Source organism: Polaromonas sp. CG_9.7 (assembly GCF_015752205.1).
In the GTDB taxonomy this organism is placed as follows: Bacteria; Pseudomonadota; Gammaproteobacteria; order Burkholderiales; family Burkholderiaceae_C; genus Polaromonas.
Genome location: NZ_JADOVG010000003.1, coordinates 243,548 through 259,538, shown reverse-complemented (window position 1 = coordinate 259,538; position 15,991 = coordinate 243,548). Strand labels below are relative to the sequence as shown.

Here is a 15,991-nt window from a genome sequence, read left to right as displayed (position 1 = left end):
CGCCTTGGCAGAGTGGTCTGTTCCAGAGGGCAAGGTTTTGCATTGGCCTGCACCACCATGAACCTGCGCGCACATGCTTTACCGCTGGGTCTTTTGTTGCTCGTGCCGTTGGCACCCGCGATCCACTATCTCTTGGCCACCAGCCCGGTCTGGACTTTTCTTGCCGGTGCTGTGGGCATTGGCGTCCTGGCTGACTGGGCACGCCGCGCGACCGAACAACTCGCCGCAAAAACAAACGCCGCCATTGGCGGACTTTTGAACGTCAGCTTTGGCAGCATCGCGGAAATTGTTTTGGCCTTCTTCGTGCTCGCCAGCGGAAACATTGAAGTGGTGCGAGCCCAGATCGCCGGCTCGATCATCGGCACCAGCCTGCTCGGTCTGGGGCTGGCCATCGTGGTCGGCAGCATTGGCCGTCCACGGCAGTTGTTCAACCGCGACCAGGCCGGCCAGATGTCCAGCCTTCTGGTGCTGGTCGTGATTGCGCTGTTGCTGCCGGCGGTGTTCGACCTCGCAAGCCGCCACCTTGCGCCTGGCACAAACCAGGCGGTCAGCGACGAGCATCTGAGCCTGGGCGTGTCGGTCGTATTGATCCTGCTGTATGCCGCCAACCTGGTTTACACACTCATCACGCACCGAAACGTTTTCTCGCCTGAAAGGGAAATACGCAATGAAAGCCCAGCGGGCAGCGAGAATGAAAAAGCGGCCGAGTGGACGGTGAAGATGGCCGTGGGCGTGCTGGTCGCGGCAACTGTTTTTATCGCCATGGAGGCGCATCTGGTGTCCGGGGCGCTTGAAGACACTGCCAAGGTTCTTGGCTTGTCGCCGGTTTTTGTCGGCGTGATCGTGCTGGCCGTCATTGGCACAGCCTCGGATCTGTTCGCTGCTTCCTGGTTTGCCCGTCAGGGAAAAATGGGGCTGGCGCTCAACATTTGCGTGGGCTCGGCCATTCAGGTTGCGCTTGTCGTGGCGCCTTTGCTGGTCATCGGCTCCTGGTTCATGGGTAAACCCATGAACCTCGTCTTTGACAACCCGATGGCCTTGTTTGCCATTGCCAGCGCCGTCTTGATCGTCAACAACATTGCACGCGACGGAGAAACCACCTGGTTTGAAGGCATCCTTCTCATCGGCGTGTATTTGCTGCTTGCGCTGGCTTTTCTGTTTTTACCGGTCATTGCCTGATCGGTCGGGTTCCCATTCCATGAACAAAGGCGTGATGAAGAGTGAATGCGCATGGCATTTCCCTTCGACATCATATTGGCGTGAAGCGTCCAACCGCCCGGCCCAGGCATTCGCGCAACACCTGCCGTGAAGCCAGCAGCCCTTGCGCAGACGGCAGCCATTGCAGCAGCGGGCTTTCGATGGGCCGCGTGAACCCCATCGGCGCGGGCGTCACGACAAAGCCTGCGCGTTGAAAAGCCGCCACCGAGCGCGGCATGTGCCAGGCATCCGTGACCAGCGCAATGCGCTGCACGCCTTCGCGCATCAGCACCGGCGCGAGCAGGCGCGCGTTGCCGTCGGTGTCGCGCGACACGGCTTCGCTCCAGCGCAGCGCAAGGCCAAACTCCTGCTGCGCCACGCGCGCGGCCACTTCCGCTTCCGACGCCGTCGGCATGCCGTCCGCAGCCCAGCCGATGCCGCCGCTGAAGGCCAGCGGCAGGCCCGACTGGCGTGCGAGCCAGATGCCGTAGCGCAGCCGGGCAGCGGAAACAGCGGATGGTTGGGATACGCCGCCGTATTCGGGCGAGTCAGGCAGCACGCCGCCGCCAAGGATGACGACAGCCTGAACCTGATTTGCCTTGATTTGCGCGGCGCTAACCGGCTCAAACTGCGGCAGCGCATGGCGCGCCAGCCACACCGCCGTGCCGTGGCAACTAAGCAGCCAGAGCGCCGCGAGTGACAGTGTGATGAGCACCAGACCACTGCGTTTTCGGCGCCATGCCAGCACCACGCCGAGCAGCGCCAGCAGCAGCGGCGCCAATGGCGGCATTGCCAGGCTGGTCAGCAGAGGCTTGAATAAACCCAGGTCCATCAAATGCTATAAAATTAATAGCTGCTTATGCATGATGGACATGCGCTAGAGGCATGAATGATCAATAAAAAGCCTGCAGGCCGGTTTGCGCACGGCCCAAAATCAGCGCATGCACGTCATGCGTGCCTTCGTAGGTGTTGACGGTTTCCAGGTTGATCATGTGGCGGATGACGTGGTATTCGTCATGGATGCCGTTGCCGCCGTGCATGTCGCGTGCCATGCGGGCAATGTCCAGCGCCTTGCCGCACGAGTTGCGCTTGATCAGCGAGATCATCTCGGGCACGGCCCGGTCTTCGTCCATCAGGCGGCCCACGCGCAGGCAGGCTTGCAGGCCAAGCGCAATTTCAGTTTGCATGTCGGCGAGTTTTTTCTGGATGAGCTGGGTTTGCGCCAGCGGGCGGCCAAACTGGATGCGGTCCAGCGTGTATTGGCGGGCACGGTGCCAGCAGTCTTCCGCCGCGCCCAAGGCGCCCCAGGCAATGCCGTAGCGCGCCTTGTTCAGGCAACCGAACGGACCCTTCAGGCCGCTGACGTTGGGCAGCAGGTTTTCTTCCGGAACAAACACGCCGTCCATCACGATCTCGCCGGTGATGCTGGCGCGCAGGCTCATCTTGCCTTCGATCTTGGGGGCGGTGAGGCCCTTCATGCCTTTTTCCAGCACGAAGCCGCGAATGCTTTCCTGGCCGCCGACCTTGCCATCGGGGTCTTCGAGCTTGGCCCAGACCACGAACACGTCAGCGATCGGGCTGTTGGTGATCCACATCTTGGCGCCGTTCATGATGAACCCGCCATCGACCGGTTTGGCACGCGACAGCATGCTGGCCGGGTCGGAGCCGTGGTTCGGCTCGGTCAGGCCGAAGCAGCCGACCCATTCGCCGGTCGCCAGCTTGGGCAGGTATTTTTGCTTTTGCGCTTCATTGCCGTAGGCGTTGATCGGGTGCATGACCAGCGAAGACTGCACGCTGATGGCGCTGCGGTAGCCGCTGTCAACGCGCTCGACCTCGCGCGCCACCAGACCGTAGCTGACATAGTTCAGGCCGGCGCAGCCGTAGCCTTCGATGGTCGAGCCCAGGAAACCCATGGCGCCCGCTTCCGTCATGATCTCGCGGTCGAACTTTTCATGGCGCGCGGCCATCAGCACGCGGGTCTGCAGTCTTTCCTGGCAGAAGGTGTGGGCCGCCTCCTGCACCGCACGTTCGTCCTCGGTCAGCTGATCGTTCAAAAAAAGCGGGTCTTCCCAGTTGAATTTGGTTTTCATGGTGCAGTCCTTGCGGTTCGGTGGGGCAGGTGGATGGGGGGCGTGTGCAAAGTGTAGGGGAAACATTTTTTGCCTGCCTGACACTTGCATTTAGCTTGATTGTTAGCCCATCATGAATACTTGTCCAATATCAATTAGCAATGCAACGATATATTATTTGTATCCATGGAATTCCGACACCTTCGCTATTTTCTGACTCTGGCCGAAGAACTGCACTTCGGCCGGGCGGCGCGCCGGTTGTCGATTTCGCAGCCGCCGCTGTCTCTGAACATCCAGCAGCTTGAAGCGTCGGTAGGTGCGCGGCTCTTCACCCGCAACAGCAAACAGGTCACGCTCACCGCCGCCGGGCTGGCCTTCGTGCCCGCCGCACAGGCGCTCTTGGACCAGGCGGCGCAGGCGTCCCGCCATGCACGGGACGTGGCGCAGGGCATGGCCGGCAGCCTGGCCATTGGCTTTTCAGGCACCATGCTGTACAGCGGCCTGCCTGGCATCCTGGAGCGTTTTCAGGCGCAGTATCCGTTTTTGCGGCTGATGCTGAAGGAGCTCAGTTCAAGCGAGCAGCTGACCGAACTGGCGCATGACCGGCTCGACATCGGTTTTGTCCACACCACCCGCGTGCCACCCGAGCTGTCGCAGATCCTGGTGTCCAGCCAGGCGCTGGTTGGCTGCCTGCCGGCCGGTCACCGCTTGGCGCGGCAGGCCTCGCTGTCGCTCAAGGCGCTGCAGGGCGAGCCCTTTGCCGTGGTGTCGCGCGCGGTGTCGCCCGACTACCACGAGCGCATCCTGGGCATCTGCACCGACGCAGGTTTTCACCCCGAGATCCGTTACGAGTTGCGCCATTGGCTGAGCGTGGTGTCGTTGGTGTCGCAGGGCATGGGTGTGGCGCTCGTGCCGGCGGCGCTTAGCCGTTCGGCCATGGCGGGCACGGTTTTTATTCCGCTGGACTGCGCCACCACCCCCTACGACACCCATTGCCTGTGGAAAACCGCCCGCGACAATCCCGCACTGGCCTTATTCGTTCAAGCCGTGCGCGATGCAAGCACGCGGCCAAGCGGCTAAAGTGGTTGGTCAAAAAAGGAAATCTTACTCATGAGCCAATCACAAACCATCACCCTGGGGGGCGGCTGCTTCTGGTGCACCGAGGCGGTCTACGTCAAGGTGCGCGGCGTTACCGACGTCGAGTCGGGCTACAGCAACGGCCAGGCGGCCCGGCCCAGCTATGAAGCGGTCTGCACCGGCCGCACCGGCTGCAACGAGGTCGTCAAGCTGACGTATGACCCGGCTGACATCACGCTGCGCGAAATTCTTGAAATCTTCTTTGTCATCCATGACCCGACCAGCCTGAACCGTCAGGGCAATGACGCGGGCACGCAGTACCGCAGCGGTATTTACTACGAAACGCCCGAACAAAAAGAGGTGATCGACGACTTCATCCGTGAAGCCGGGCAGGACAAGACCTTTGGCAAGTCCATCGTGACGGAAGTGCTGCCGCTGGCCGATTACTGGCCGGCCGAGGACTATCACCAGGACTATTTCGAGAACAACCCGAACCAGGGGTATTGCGCGTTTGTCGTGGGGCCGAAGGTCGAGAAATTCCGGAAGACGTTTGCTTCGCGGGTTAAGGGATAAGGGCTGAGGCTGGGCATTGCCGATCGTCCAAAAACCGGCTGTTGCGTGTTGATGGCTTGATAATCTTGTCGTGGTTTTGCTGGCCGGTCTCGCCCGGTGGGCGACTTGCTTTCTTTGCTTCGCCAAAGAAAGTAAGCAAAGAAAGGCGACCCGGCTGTCCAGGTCCCTGCGCTTCGCTTCGGGCAACCTGCGCTGTCCGGTAAAAGCGGGGGTCCGCGCAAACTCGCTGCGCTCAAACAGCGCGCGGCCCTTGTCCCGTTTTTCCCGGTCATCACAGGCCCACCCAGAACGGGGTGGGGAAGGGCTGCGGGGACTAAATTCGGAGTCTAAAGTGCCTTTTGCGCATATCACGTATGCATAAATAGCTACAAAATAAGTAGCATATAGCGTGCAATTCTGCTGGTTTCAAGCCCGTTTTTGTGCAAAGTAAAACCATTCCTGGCCGACTTCAGCGCGGGGGTTGGGAAAGACCACGAAGCCATCTTGCGGTGCTTTCACTGGCATGCCGCTTTGCCGCCTGCCAATCACCTCGCCGGCGCTGACGGCATCAAAACTGCGCCACTCCCGGATGAAGGTGTCGTTCGCATCTTCGCGGTCGGTCACGTCCACCAGCCTTAATATTTCGCGGTCTGCCGGTTCGGCGACCAGCGGCAGCGGCGACAGGCCCAGCAGCGCCAGCGTCTGCAAAATGGCATGGCGTGCCACCCCCACGGCTTGCGGGTCATCGTGCTGGCCGCATTCCAGGGTGACGCCGTAGCCACCGCGTGCGCGCATGTATTCGGTGGTGCCCACGCCGTAGTTGGGATTGGTCACCAGGGTTTGCGCGCGGCGGCTGGCATCGGTGGCCGGCGCTGCGGCGCGGCGCTGCACGCCGCGTGCATAGGTTTCCAGCCAGCCTTCGACGATGCGGTGCGGCCCGGTGTGCAGGGCCAGCTGCATTTCCTCGGCGGCGTGGGCAAACGGTTCCAGCTGGCCCCGGTTGTCGGACGGGCCGATCATCACGAAGGGTGCGCCGCCGGTGTGAAAGGAGTGCAGGTCGAGCAGCACGTCGTGCGAATCCAGCAGCGGGCACAGCACATTGGCAATGCGGTCCTCGAAATCCTGCGGAATCGCGCTGGGCGCCATGTTGCGGTTGAGGTTTCGCTCGCCGGTGCGTTGCTTGAGCTGATAGGCCAGCGGATTGGTGACGGGCACAAAGGTGACGGTGCCGCGTTCGATGGCGCGTTCGCCTCGGGTGAATTCCTCGATCAGCGCTGTGATGGCCTGCGCGCCGCAGACTTCGTTGCCATGCACGGCGCCCAGCACCAGCAGCCGGGGGCCAGGCGCCAAGCCGTGGAATGTCAGCGAAAGAAGGTGCGCCGGACGCTGTACGGGGTGTGTGGGCAATGGCAGCGCAATTGCCGGGTTTTGTTCGTGCGGTGTCTGGTTCATGTGCCTAGCCTCAAGTGATCCTGGGTGTGTATTTTGACCGCTGGCCCGCATGCACCCAGTTTTTTGTGGATGTTTGAAGCGACGCCGCTTCAGGTGTTTTTGGCTACTAGCGCCAGTGCACCCAGCAACAACGCAATCGCCGCAACCCAGGAGCCCAGCACCCGCCGGGCGAGAGGAATCAGCGTCTGGAAGCGACCGCTGCGGTTCAGGTTGTCCGATACCGCCAGCAGCCAGAAAGCGCAGACCATCACCGTGACCGCCATGCCGGTCAGCTCCTGCCAGCGCGGCTGCTCAAGGTCCGCCGCAGACCCTGCGGCCAGCCCGGCCAGCAGCGCCAGCAGCAAGGAAAACGCCGCCGAGGGGCGCCAACCGGCGACCGCGCTGAGACCGATGACCACCACCGCTGCCGGCGCCACCACGGCAGGAATATGCGCTGAAAACGCGGTTGCCACAACCGCTGATGCGGCAGCCAGCGCGGCAGCCAGCACCGACAAGGGCTCGCGAATGCCGAAAAGGACCAGCGCCAGGCCAATCAGGGCAGCCAGCGACAGCGGCGACGTGAAAAGATGTGCACTTGCCGTCCAGATGGAGGTGTCGGCGCCAAAGTTCCCATGCGCCCACGCGCTGGCAGAGCCTGCAAGCGCCGCTCCCGCCAGCAAGACGCTGACAAAGGGTTTACGCAACACCGGGCATGCCTGCCAGAATCCACACGCCCATGGCTGCGATCAGGCCGCCGCCGGCGCGCAAGGCCTGCTCGCCACGCGGCAGCGCCTTCACCAGGCCGATGGCAATGCCCGCCAGGTGCAACAGCCCGGTCGAGATGACAAAACCGGCGGCAAAAGCAGCCGGTGCAGCGGTCTCGGGCAATTCCATGCCGTGCGCGTAACCATGAAATACGCCAAACACGGCCACGATGGCCACGGCGATGGCCACAGGGGCGCGCCACGCGGCGGCAATCGACAAACCCAGCACGACCACTGAAGCCGCGATGCCGATTTCGACGTAAGGCAGGGGCACCTGGGCAATGCCCATCACGCCGCCGACCACCATCAGCATGGGAAACGCCACCGGCAAGGCCCAGACCAGCGGCCGGCCCAGGGTGGCGCCCCAGATGCCGACGGCGACCATGGCGAGCAGATGGTCAAGACCGGACAGCGGGTGCATGAAGCCCGAGATAAAACCGCCCGCCACGCCTTCGCCCGAATGCGCATTCGCCGCTGCTGCAAAGCACAGCATTAAAAGCCCGGCTGCATGCTGCTTGCGCAGCCAGGGGCGCGGGGAGACGGTCACTGGGTTCGCGTTTTGAATCATCGGGATATTCCTGAAGTGAGGGGGGGTGCCCGCAACAATGCTGGCAGCTGGACAGAAGGGGGGCCACTTGTTCCAAGGCAAAGCATAAGTGAACAGGTGCCTGAACACTACGCAGCCACGCGCCGGATGGATTCACCTTGAGCCGCGCACCCCTGCGGCCAGCGTCGCCAGTTCGCGTGTCAGCAATTCCTGCCGTGACGATGGCCCGTCAGCCGTCAGCCGTCAGCCGTCAGCCGTCAGCCGTCAGCCGTCAAATTCAAAGTTGGCATCAGAGCTAAAAAGCGCCTGACGGGGCTGGCTGACCCATGGCCGCCAAGGCCTCCCGGCGCAGATGGGCATCGGTGCGAAACACGCCCAACAGGCGCTGGGTGACGGTGGTGGAACCCGGTTTGTACACACCGCGCGTGGTCATGCACATGTGTTCTGCCTCAATCATCACGGCCACGCCGCGGGGCTGAAGCACATCGGCAAGGGTCTGGGCTATCTGGCTGGTCAGCCGTTCCTGGATTTGCAGGCGGCGCGCATATATATCCACCACCCGGGCCAGCTTGCTCAGGCCCACCACGCGCTTGTCGGGCAGGTAGGCAATATGGGCCCACCCGATGATGGGCACCAGGTGGTGCTCGCAGTGCGACTCCAGCCGGATATTGCGTACCACCACCATGTCGTCATAGTCGCCAGCCTCTTCAAAAGTGGCGGCCAGGGTGGCGACCGGGTCTGCGCCGTAGCCCGAGAAAAATTCACCATAGGCGCGCGCCACGCGGCGCGGCGTGTCAATCAGGCCTTCGCGTCCGGGGTCATCGCCGGCCCAGCGCAACAGGGTTCGCACGGCGGCTTCGACCTCTGCCAGTTCGGGGCGCGGGGCGGTCATGCCAAGACCTGGGGTTGAGCAACCTCGGCGCATTGGGCCAAACCTTTTTCAAGGACTTGGCGCGGCAGGTCACGGCCAATGAACACCATTTTGGAAGTGCGCACCTCGCCCTCTCGCCACGGCGCGCCGAGTTCGGCGCCCATCAGCATGTGAACACCCTGAAACACGATGCGGCGGTCTTCACCGAGCGCACTGAGCACGCCCTTGTAACGCATCATTTGGGTGCCATGCGCCTGGACCATGCTGCCCAGAAAGTCTTCCAGTCTTGCCATGTCCAGCGGCCGGTCTTCGCGAAAAACAAACGATGTCACATCGTCGTCATGCTGGTGCTCCACATCGGTCAGAAAGTCGGGTTCGATCTCCAAAATAGCGTTCAGGTTAAAGCCCCGGATGTCGAGCAAATCATCAATGGCGGCCACACCATGGCGCGATTCTGAAATTTTGGCGCGTGGATTCATGCGAACCAGGCGCTGACGCAGCGACTGCAGGCTGGCATCGTCCACCAGGTCAGTTTTGCTGAGCAGTATCCGGTCGGCAAAGCCCACCTGTTCTTGCGCCTCGTGGTGTTCGTCGAGTTGCGCGGGCGCGTGTTTGGCGTCCACCAGCGTCACGATGGCATCCAGCAGGAAGCGCTGAACGACGGCCTCGTCCACAAAGAAGGTCTGCGCCACCGGCGCGGGATCGGCCAGGCCTGTGGTCTCGATCACCACGCGGTCAAAGTGCAGGCTGCCTGCCGCCCTTTTTGCCGCCAGCTCGCCCAGAATGCGCACCAGGTCGCCGCGCACGGTGCAGCAGATGCAGCCGTTGTTCATCTCGATGATCTGTTCATCCCGGTCCTGCACCAGCAGTTCGTTGTCAATGCCGGCTTCGCCAAACTCGTTTTCAATCACGGCAATGCGGTGGCCGTGGTCGGCCTTGAGGATGTGGTTGAGCAGCGTGGTTTTGCCGCTGCCCAGAAAACCGGTGAGGATAGTGACGGGAAGGCGGGTGTCTCGCATGGCGTTGATCCTTGACGTGTTCAGGGTGTTTCAGGCCACCAGCGCTTATGGAGCATGCGCTGGCAGCTATGGTTTTAACAGTTGCAGACTCAGTTCAGCTTCATGCCGGCGGCCAGCTGCGTCACGTTGTGGCGCATCAGCTGGAGGTAGCTGCCGGCAGGGCCTTGCGGCGTTGACAGGGCGTCCACAAACAGGGTCGGTCCGACCGTCACGCCTGCATCCTTGCTGAGCTGGGCCAGCAGCTTGGGCGCGCTCATGTTTTCGATAAACACGGCCTTGATCTTTTCACGCTGAATCTGCTGGATGAGCCGGGCCACATCTTTGGCGCTCGGTTCCATTTCGGTGGACATGCCTTGTGGCGCGAGAAACTTGATCTGGTAATGCGCGCCGAAGTAGCCAAACGCATCGTGCGAGGTGATCACCTGGCGCTTGGCCGGCGGCAGGGCCGCGAACTGTGACTTGGCCCAGGCGTCCAGCGTCTGCAGCTCTTTCACATAGGCGTCGCTGTTGGCCTGGTAAACGCTGGCGCCTGTCGGGTCCACCTTGGTCAGCGCGGCGGTGATGTTGCGCACATACAGCACCACGTTGCCCGGGTCTTGCCAGGCGTGCGGATCGGTTTCTGCGTGCTGATGGCCTTTTTCGGCCTGCAGCTGGCGCGGTTTGACACCCTGCGAGGCCACCACGGACTGGCCCTGGTAGCCAGCGGATTTGACGATTTTTTGCGCCCACGGCTCAAAACCCAGGCCGTTGGTCACCAGCAGTCTGGTTTGTGCGATGGCCTTGACATCGGCCGGCCTGGGCTCAAACACGTGGGCGTCTTCATCGGGTCCAACCAGGGTGGTGACGCTGACGCGCTCGCCGCCCACCACGCGCACCAGGTCGCCCAGGATGCTGAAGCTGGCAATGACGGGCAATTTGTCAGCCGCGAAGCTGGCGCCGGACAGCAGGGCGGCGCTGGCAATACCCGCCAGCAGAAGTTTGCGAAATACAGGGTTCATGGATGCGCCTTTGGAAAGAGGTGAAAGAAATGATGAAAAAAACCGGATTCGTTCAGGCCACCCGATGCGTCGTTGTCCACAGGCGCGGCAGCCAGCCACCAGGAGCGAACAGCAGCGACGCAAGGTAAAGCGCGCCGGCGCAGGCAATGATGGTCGGCCCCGAGGGCGTATCGAAGTGGTAGGAGAGCAGCAGCCCTGACGCGCTGGCCAGCATGGCCTGTACGCTGGCATTGACCAGTTGCGCCGGCAGCGTGTCGTGCCAGAGCCGGCTGGACACGGCGGGCAGCATCATCAGCCCGACCGCCATCAAGGTGCCGAGGGTCTGAAAACCGGCCACCAAATTGATGACCACCAGCATCAAAAAGCCTTGCTGCCAGAGCCAGCCGCGCCGGCCGGCCGCGCCCAGAAACACCGGGTCGAAACTTTCCAGCACCAGCCCGCGGTACATCGCGGCCAGCAGCAGCACGCTGACGCTGGCCACGCCGGCCACCATCAGCAGGCCCTGGCTGTCCACGCCCAGCGCACTGCCAAACAGGATGTGCAGCAGGTCCAGCTGGGAGCCGTGGCCCGAGATCAGCATCACGCCCAGCGCCAGCGCCACCAGGTAGATTGCGGCCAGGCTGGCGTCTTCCTTCAGGGCAGTGAAACGTGTGACCAGTCCGGCCAGTGCCGCCACCAGCATGCCGGCCACGACGCCGCCCAGGGCCATGGCGGTGAGCGACAAACCGCTCAGCATGAAACCAATGGCCACGCCCGGCAGCACCGCATGACTGAGCGCATCGCCCAGCAGGCTCATGCGCCGCAGCGTTAAAAAAACCCCCAGCGGCGCGGCACTGAGCGACAGCGCCAGCGTGGCGACGAGCGCGCGGCGCATGAAGGCAAATTCGGCAAACGGGGCAAAGGCCGTGTCCCACAGCCAGGCGGCAAGCGCCATCATGCAGTGGCCTTTTGCGCGGCCAGCGCGTCGATGTCGCACAGCCCGGCGGCCTCGTCCCAGTGCTCGGCCATGGCGCGGGCGCTGCGCAAATTGGGCTCGGTCAGCACCTCGCTGGTGGCGCCCCAGCCCACCAGTTCGCGGGCCAGCAGCAAGGTAGACGGAAAGTGCTGGCGCACCAGCGCATCGTCGTGCAGCACGGCAATCACGGTGCGGCCTTGTTGATGCCACTGGTGCACCAGCACCAGCAGGGCGGCGGTGGTTTTGGCATCAATGGCGTTGAAGGGCTCGTCCAGCAGGATCAACTCGGCGTCTTGCGCCAGCATGCGGGCAAACATCACCCGCTGCATCTGGCCGCTTGAGAGGCTGCCAATGGTACGGCGCTCAAAGCCTTCCAGCCCCACGGCTTGCAGTGCCGCATCGACCTTGCCCTGCATGGCCTGCGTGACGGCGCCCCATGCCCCGGCGCTTGACCAGCAGCCCAGCAGCACGCAGTCGCGCACATCGATGGGAAAGCTGCGGTCGATTTCAGCCACCTGCGGCAGGTAGGCGATGCACTTGCGCGCCAGCGTCACCGTCAGCGCGCCGCCCGACCGGCCGCCTTCGATGGGCAGCAGGCCGACGATGCTTTTGAGCAGCGTGCTTTTGCCCGAGCCGTTGGGGCCGACCACGGCCGTCAGTGAGCCGGGCGCAAAGCTGCCGCTGATGTGGTGCAGTGCCGGGTGCTGGCGGTAGCTCACCGTGAGGTTGTCCAGCGCCACCACGGGGCGGGTGCTCACCACGGGGCCACTTCCAGTTGCGCCCAGGCCACCGCCAGCCAGAGCAGCGCCACGACGGGCAGCACCGCCAGCACGCGCAGCCAGGCTGGCCAGGCCAGCACGCTGGGCAGGAGGGTACGGGCCGTGCGGGCTGCAAAAAAGGATTGCGATTTCATGTTGTTCCGGAAAAATATTGGCCAATAGCCGGTTGCTGTAATAATGCAACCTGATTGCGATAGCGGAAGAGTGTAACGCAACTGAATTGCATTAAAAGCGAAAATGAAAGCGATTAAAAAGCAACTTATGGCATCCATCCAGCCCTCCGAATCAATCGCCCTAGACCCCATCGATGCGCTGCTGTCGGCCCACGGACTAAGGCGAACGGCAGCGGCGCGGCGGGTGCTGGGCTGGCTGCTGGCGCATGCCAACACCAGCTACACCCACGCGCAGCTGCAAACGGCGCTGAGCGGCGAAGGCCCGCTGGCGCTGGACCGCGTCACGCTGTACCGGCTGATCGACCGGCTGACGCAGGTCGGTCTGCTGCTGTGCCGAGTCGATGCGAGCCGGGTGCGCCGCTACCAGGCAATGCCGGCCAGTGTGCAGGCAATGCCGCACTTTGAATGCCAGAGCTGCCACCGTGACAGCCCGCTGGAGGGCGCGCTGATGGGCAACGCCGACGATCTGGAACGGGCTGCGCAATCCGCGCTGGCTGCCCTGAAGGCGCTGGGCTACCAAGGCCTGAGCATGGACTTTGCCGTGCGCGGCGTCTGCGTTGACTGCGCCACCGCCCCGGCGCCCTGATTCAGCGCAAACGCCAGCGTGTGGGATTTTTCATAACAGCATGTTTTTCTATAAAAAAAGTCATTCGCACAGACTCAGCATGCACAAGCAGCTATGAATAAAGTAGTGAAAGCGGCTGTGCGGCTTGCGTGAGTGAATCAAAAGTCTGCGTGATTTCCTTCTGTCATGGCCGCGATGAATTGGCTGTTGTTGTTGTCGCTGTTGTGGCGGTTTCGACCGCCCTGGCGCTGATCAGCCTGACGCTGGTGCTGAAGCTGGTCGGACCTGGGGCTTGAGGACTTGCCTCAAGGATGGATCGGGTTTCTGGCCGCTTGGGTCGGCGAAGTTCAAGGCGTGTGCTGCGCTGTCCCCCCGAGGCCTGGCGCAGTCCCGCACTGGCGCCGACCTGCGAACAGACGATCATTTATCAGGGTTATCCATCAGTGAAAAGTTGGCCTGGCCGTCAACTGGATGGCAAAGTCATCGCGGTTAAACTCCCGGCTGTCACAAATCCGTCATATTTCGGACTTGATTTTTTGAGGATATCCCATGCTGTTCAGCAAGTTTTTGCCGCGAGAAGGCAATTTTTTCGAGATGTTCGACCAGCATGCCAACCGGATAGTTGAAGCCGCCCATGCTTTTTCCAAGATGGTGGCCAACTACAGCGATGTGGAAAAACGCAACCTGCACCACCGCGAGGTCGATGAGGCCGAACGCGCCGCCGACCGCATCACGCATGAAGTCAGCCGTGTCTTGCACAAGACCTTCATCACCCCGATCGACCGGGACCAGATCCACCAGCTGATCAACACGATGGACGACGTGGCCGACCTGATCCAGGATTCGGCTGAAACCATGGCGCTGTACGACGTGCGCCACATGACCGACGACATCATCCGGCTGACCGACCTGAGCGTCAAATGCTGTGAACGCCTGAAGGACGCCGTTGCCCTGATCGGCAAGGTCCGCGATGCCGCCACCGCCGAAGCCGCGCTCAAGACCTGCGCAGAAATCGACAAGCTCGAATCCGACGCCGACCATGTGATGCGCTCGGCCATGAGCCGGCTGTTTCGCGAGGAGCCCGATGTGCGCGAACTCATCAAGCTCAAGGCGGTGTACGAACTGCTGGAAACCATCACCGACCGGTGCGAAGACGCGGCCAACCTGATCGAGGGCATCGTCCTCGAAAACTCCTGATTCACGGCGACTGAACCCGACCTTCTCATGCAAACTGCACAGACCGCTCTCTGGGTCGTGGCCCTGCTTGTCTTCATGGCCATCGCCTTTGACTTCATGAACGGCTTTCACGACGCTGCCAATTCCATCGCCACGGTGGTGTCCACCGGCGTTCTCAAGCCCGGCCATGCGGTCATGTTTGCCGCCGCTTTCAACCTGCTGGCGCTGTTCGTCTTTCACCTGAGCGTGGCCGCCACGGTCGGCAAGGGGATTGTCGAGATTGGCGTGGTGGACACGCACGTCGTTTTTGGCGCGCTCATGGGTGCCATCACCTGGAACCTGGTGACCTGGTATTTCGGCATTCCCAGCAGCTCGTCGCATGCGCTGATTGGCGGCATTGTGGGCGCGGTGATGGCCAAAGCCGGCACGGGTGCGCTGATTTCGGGCGGCCTGATCAAGACGGTGGCGTTCATCTTCATTTCGCCGCTGCTGGGCTTTTTGCTCGGCTCGCTGATGATGGTGGCCGTGTCCTGGATTTGCCTGCGCGCCGCGCCGTCCAAGGTGGACCGCTGGTTTCGCCGGCTCCAGCTGGTTTCGGCGGGCGCCTACAGCCTGGGCCACGGCGGCAACGACGCGCAAAAGACCATCGGCATCATCTGGATGCTGTTGATTGCCACCGGCTACACCTCGGCTGCCGACGCGATGCCGCCGACCTGGACCATCGTGGTCTGCTATACGGCGATTGCCGCCGGCACCATGTTCGGCGGCTGGCGCATCGTCAAGACCATGGGCCAGAAAATCACCAAGCTCAAGCCGGTGGGCGGGTTTTGCGCTGAGACTGGCGGCGCCATCACGCTGTTCCTGGCGACCATGCTCGGCATTCCGGTTTCAACCACGCACACCATCACCGGCGCCATCGTCGGCGTTGGCTCGACGCGGCGCGCCTCGGCTGTGCGCTGGGGCGTGGCCGGCAGCATTGTCTGGGCCTGGGTCCTGACGATTCCGGCCTCGGCCTGCGTGGCTGCCATCGCCTACTGGGTCAGCCTGCTGATTTTTGAATGAAACCGGTGGCCGGCCGGGGCCGGAGCGTATGAAAACGCCTTGTTCATCAATGCATCCGTCCTGATGGACGATTTCATTTTTAGAAAACTCAGGTACGCTTTCCCTCATGAACCTGCCAAAAATAAACAAGCCTTTCGCCATGATCCGGGAATTCCACCTGGCTGACTGGTTCACGCTGGCCAATGCCATCTGCGGCATCGGAGCCTTGTTTTCCATGATGAGCTACCTGCAGATGAACGACGTCAGGCACGTTTACTTTGCCTGCTGGCTGGTCGTCGCCGCGCTAATTTTCGACGTGCTGGACGGGCGCATTGCCCGCTGGCGCCAGAAAACCTCGGCCATGGGCCGCGAACTCGACTCGCTGGCCGACATCATTTCCTTCGGCGTTGCCCCGGCCGTGATTGCCTACGGCTGCGGCATGCAGGGGCTCTACGACCGCATCATCCTGGCCGGTTTCGTGGCATGCGGCGTGTCCCGGCTGGCGCGTTACAACGTCACCGCCGAGTCGCTGACGGGCGACGGCGGCAAGGTGAAATATTTTGAGGGAACGCCCATTCCGACCTCGCTGGTGCTGGTCATGGTGATGCTGGTCGCCGCCTGGCAAGGCGCGCTGCAGGACTCGCTGTGGTTCGGAAAAATGATGTTCGGCGGCTTCACGCTGCATCCGCTGGTGCTGCTGTTCGCGCTGTCGGGATCGCTGATGGTCAGCCGGATCCGCTTTCCCAAGCTTTGACTCCCGGCCCCAGGCGCTTTTGT

The 15,991-nt window shown here is 62.4% G+C and carries 19 protein-coding genes; 8 read left to right on the top strand and 11 right to left on the bottom strand.

Going from position 1 to position 15,991, the window contains the following annotated elements; translation table 11 throughout:
- Positions 1-57: 57 nt before the first annotated feature.
- On the top strand, positions 58-1,179 hold the full coding sequence (cax, locus tag IWX87_RS05080; RefSeq protein WP_196862426.1) for a calcium/proton exchanger: 1,122 nt from the start codon (positions 58-60) through the stop codon (positions 1,177-1,179).
- 70 nt (positions 1,180-1,249) lie between these two features.
- Here the strand turns inward: cax and IWX87_RS05075 are convergent, their stop codons facing one another.
- Together IWX87_RS05075 and IWX87_RS05070 are read right to left on the bottom strand one after the other, a co-directional pair.
- Entirely contained in the window at positions 1,250-2,029 is a 780-nt protein-coding gene (locus IWX87_RS05075) for a YdcF family protein (protein WP_196862425.1), read from the bottom strand.
- 61 nt (positions 2,030-2,090) lie between these two features.
- Positions 2,091-3,287, bottom strand: a complete 1,197-nt coding sequence (locus IWX87_RS05070) for an acyl-CoA dehydrogenase (RefSeq protein WP_196862424.1) — start codon at positions 3,285-3,287, stop codon at positions 2,091-2,093.
- Between the two features lie 165 nt (positions 3,288-3,452).
- Here IWX87_RS05070 and IWX87_RS05065 point away from each other — a divergent pair, with 165 nt between their 5' ends.
- Entirely contained in the window at positions 3,453-4,346 is an 894-nt protein-coding gene (locus IWX87_RS05065; protein ID WP_196862423.1) for a LysR substrate-binding domain-containing protein, read from the top strand.
- Positions 4,347-4,376: 30 nt separating this feature from the next.
- Entirely contained in the window at positions 4,377-4,916 is a 540-nt protein-coding gene (gene msrA, locus IWX87_RS05060; protein WP_196862422.1) for a peptide-methionine (S)-S-oxide reductase MsrA, read from the top strand.
- 405 nt (positions 4,917-5,321) lie between these two features.
- On the opposite strand, the gene IWX87_RS05055 is transcribed toward msrA, so the two are convergent.
- From IWX87_RS05055 to IWX87_RS05015, 9 genes are all read right to left on the bottom strand, one after another.
- Positions 5,322-6,347, bottom strand: coding sequence for a succinylglutamate desuccinylase/aspartoacylase family protein (locus tag IWX87_RS05055; protein ID WP_196862421.1), 1,026 nt, complete (start codon positions 6,345-6,347; stop codon positions 5,322-5,324).
- A gap of 89 nt (positions 6,348-6,436) precedes the next feature.
- The gene (locus tag IWX87_RS05050) at positions 6,437-7,033 is read right to left on the bottom strand and encodes a hypothetical protein (RefSeq protein WP_196862420.1); all 597 of its coding nucleotides are present in this window, start codon (positions 7,031-7,033) and stop codon (positions 6,437-6,439) included.
- Positions 7,023-7,658, bottom strand: a complete 636-nt coding sequence (locus IWX87_RS05045; protein ID WP_196862419.1) for a HupE/UreJ family protein — start codon at positions 7,656-7,658, stop codon at positions 7,023-7,025. The genes IWX87_RS05050 and IWX87_RS05045 overlap by 11 nt, the downstream gene beginning before the upstream one ends.
- Positions 7,659-7,932: 274 nt before the next feature.
- A complete protein-coding gene (gene folE, locus IWX87_RS05040; protein ID WP_196862418.1) occupies positions 7,933-8,529 on the bottom strand; it encodes a GTP cyclohydrolase I FolE in 597 nt (198 codons plus the stop codon).
- Positions 8,526-9,527: a GTP-binding protein gene (locus tag IWX87_RS05035; protein WP_196862417.1), complete on the bottom strand. Its 1,002-nt coding sequence runs from the start codon at positions 9,525-9,527 to the stop codon at positions 8,526-8,528. Before IWX87_RS05035 ends, folE begins: the two co-directional genes overlap by 4 nt.
- A gap of 89 nt (positions 9,528-9,616) precedes the next feature.
- Complete coding sequence (locus IWX87_RS05030; protein ID WP_196862416.1) at positions 9,617-10,525, bottom strand: metal ABC transporter substrate-binding protein; 909 nt, start codon at positions 10,523-10,525, stop codon at positions 9,617-9,619.
- Positions 10,526-10,577: 52 nt separating this feature from the next.
- Positions 10,578-11,459 carry a metal ABC transporter permease gene (locus IWX87_RS05025; RefSeq protein ID WP_196862461.1) on the bottom strand — a complete coding sequence of 294 codons (882 nt, stop codon included), beginning with the start codon at positions 11,457-11,459 and terminating at the stop codon, positions 10,578-10,580.
- Complete coding sequence (locus IWX87_RS05020) at positions 11,459-12,238, bottom strand: metal ABC transporter ATP-binding protein (protein WP_370583767.1); 780 nt, start codon at positions 12,236-12,238, stop codon at positions 11,459-11,461. Before IWX87_RS05020 ends, IWX87_RS05025 begins: the two co-directional genes overlap by 1 nt.
- Positions 12,235-12,393, bottom strand: coding sequence for a hypothetical protein (locus IWX87_RS05015; protein WP_196862414.1), 159 nt, complete (start codon positions 12,391-12,393; stop codon positions 12,235-12,237). The genes IWX87_RS05020 and IWX87_RS05015 overlap by 4 nt, the downstream gene beginning before the upstream one ends.
- A gap of 127 nt (positions 12,394-12,520) precedes the next feature.
- On the opposite strand from IWX87_RS05015, the gene IWX87_RS05010 reads away from it, so the two are divergent.
- The 5 genes from IWX87_RS05010 (at position 12,521) to pssA (ending at position 15,968) form a co-directional block, all read left to right on the top strand.
- Positions 12,521-13,018, top strand: a complete 498-nt coding sequence (locus IWX87_RS05010; protein WP_196862413.1) for a Fur family transcriptional regulator — start codon at positions 12,521-12,523, stop codon at positions 13,016-13,018.
- A gap of 128 nt (positions 13,019-13,146) precedes the next feature.
- Positions 13,147-13,293 (top strand): hypothetical protein, encoded by a 147-nt coding sequence (locus IWX87_RS05005; protein WP_196862412.1) that lies wholly within the window; start codon positions 13,147-13,149, stop codon positions 13,291-13,293.
- Positions 13,294-13,546: 253 nt separating this feature from the next.
- Complete coding sequence (locus IWX87_RS05000) at positions 13,547-14,194, top strand: DUF47 domain-containing protein (protein WP_196862411.1); 648 nt, start codon at positions 13,547-13,549, stop codon at positions 14,192-14,194.
- Between the two features lie 27 nt (positions 14,195-14,221).
- A complete protein-coding gene (locus IWX87_RS04995; RefSeq protein ID WP_196862410.1) occupies positions 14,222-15,235 on the top strand; it encodes an inorganic phosphate transporter in 1,014 nt (337 codons plus the stop codon).
- Positions 15,236-15,341: 106 nt separating this feature from the next.
- Positions 15,342-15,968, top strand: a complete 627-nt coding sequence (pssA, locus tag IWX87_RS04990; protein WP_196862409.1) for a CDP-diacylglycerol--serine O-phosphatidyltransferase — start codon at positions 15,342-15,344, stop codon at positions 15,966-15,968.
- Positions 15,969-15,991 lie beyond the last annotated feature (23 nt).

Coding starts and splice junctions, on each gene's coding strand:
- pssA (WP_196862409.1), top strand. CDS start 15,342: ATGAACCTGCCAAAAATAAACAAGCCTTTCGCCATGATCCGGGAATTC.
- IWX87_RS05030 (WP_196862416.1), bottom strand. CDS start 10,525: ATGAACCCTGTATTTCGCAAACTTCTGCTGGCGGGTATTGCCAGCGCC.
- IWX87_RS05055 (WP_196862421.1), bottom strand. CDS start 6,347: ATGAACCAGACACCGCACGAACAAAACCCGGCAATTGCGCTGCCATTG.
- IWX87_RS05035 (WP_196862417.1), bottom strand. CDS start 9,527: ATGCGAGACACCCGCCTTCCCGTCACTATCCTCACCGGTTTTCTGGGC.
- IWX87_RS04995 (WP_196862410.1), top strand. CDS start 14,222: ATGCAAACTGCACAGACCGCTCTCTGGGTCGTGGCCCTGCTTGTCTTC.
- IWX87_RS05010 (WP_196862413.1), top strand. CDS start 12,521: ATGGCATCCATCCAGCCCTCCGAATCAATCGCCCTAGACCCCATCGAT.
- IWX87_RS05025 (WP_196862461.1), bottom strand. CDS start 11,459: ATGGCGCTTGCCGCCTGGCTGTGGGACACGGCCTTTGCCCCGTTTGCC.
- IWX87_RS05075 (WP_196862425.1), bottom strand. CDS start 2,029: ATGGACCTGGGTTTATTCAAGCCTCTGCTGACCAGCCTGGCAATGCCG.
- IWX87_RS05065 (WP_196862423.1), top strand. CDS start 3,453: ATGGAATTCCGACACCTTCGCTATTTTCTGACTCTGGCCGAAGAACTG.
- IWX87_RS05070 (WP_196862424.1), bottom strand. CDS start 3,287: ATGAAAACCAAATTCAACTGGGAAGACCCGCTTTTTTTGAACGATCAG.
- folE (WP_196862418.1), bottom strand. CDS start 8,529: ATGACCGCCCCGCGCCCCGAACTGGCAGAGGTCGAAGCCGCCGTGCGA.
- IWX87_RS05045 (WP_196862419.1), bottom strand. CDS start 7,658: ATGATTCAAAACGCGAACCCAGTGACCGTCTCCCCGCGCCCCTGGCTG.
- cax (WP_196862426.1), top strand. CDS start 58: ATGAACCTGCGCGCACATGCTTTACCGCTGGGTCTTTTGTTGCTCGTG.
- msrA (WP_196862422.1), top strand. CDS start 4,377: ATGAGCCAATCACAAACCATCACCCTGGGGGGCGGCTGCTTCTGGTGC.
- IWX87_RS05000 (WP_196862411.1), top strand. CDS start 13,547: ATGCTGTTCAGCAAGTTTTTGCCGCGAGAAGGCAATTTTTTCGAGATG.
- IWX87_RS05015 (WP_196862414.1), bottom strand. CDS start 12,393: ATGAAATCGCAATCCTTTTTTGCAGCCCGCACGGCCCGTACCCTCCTG.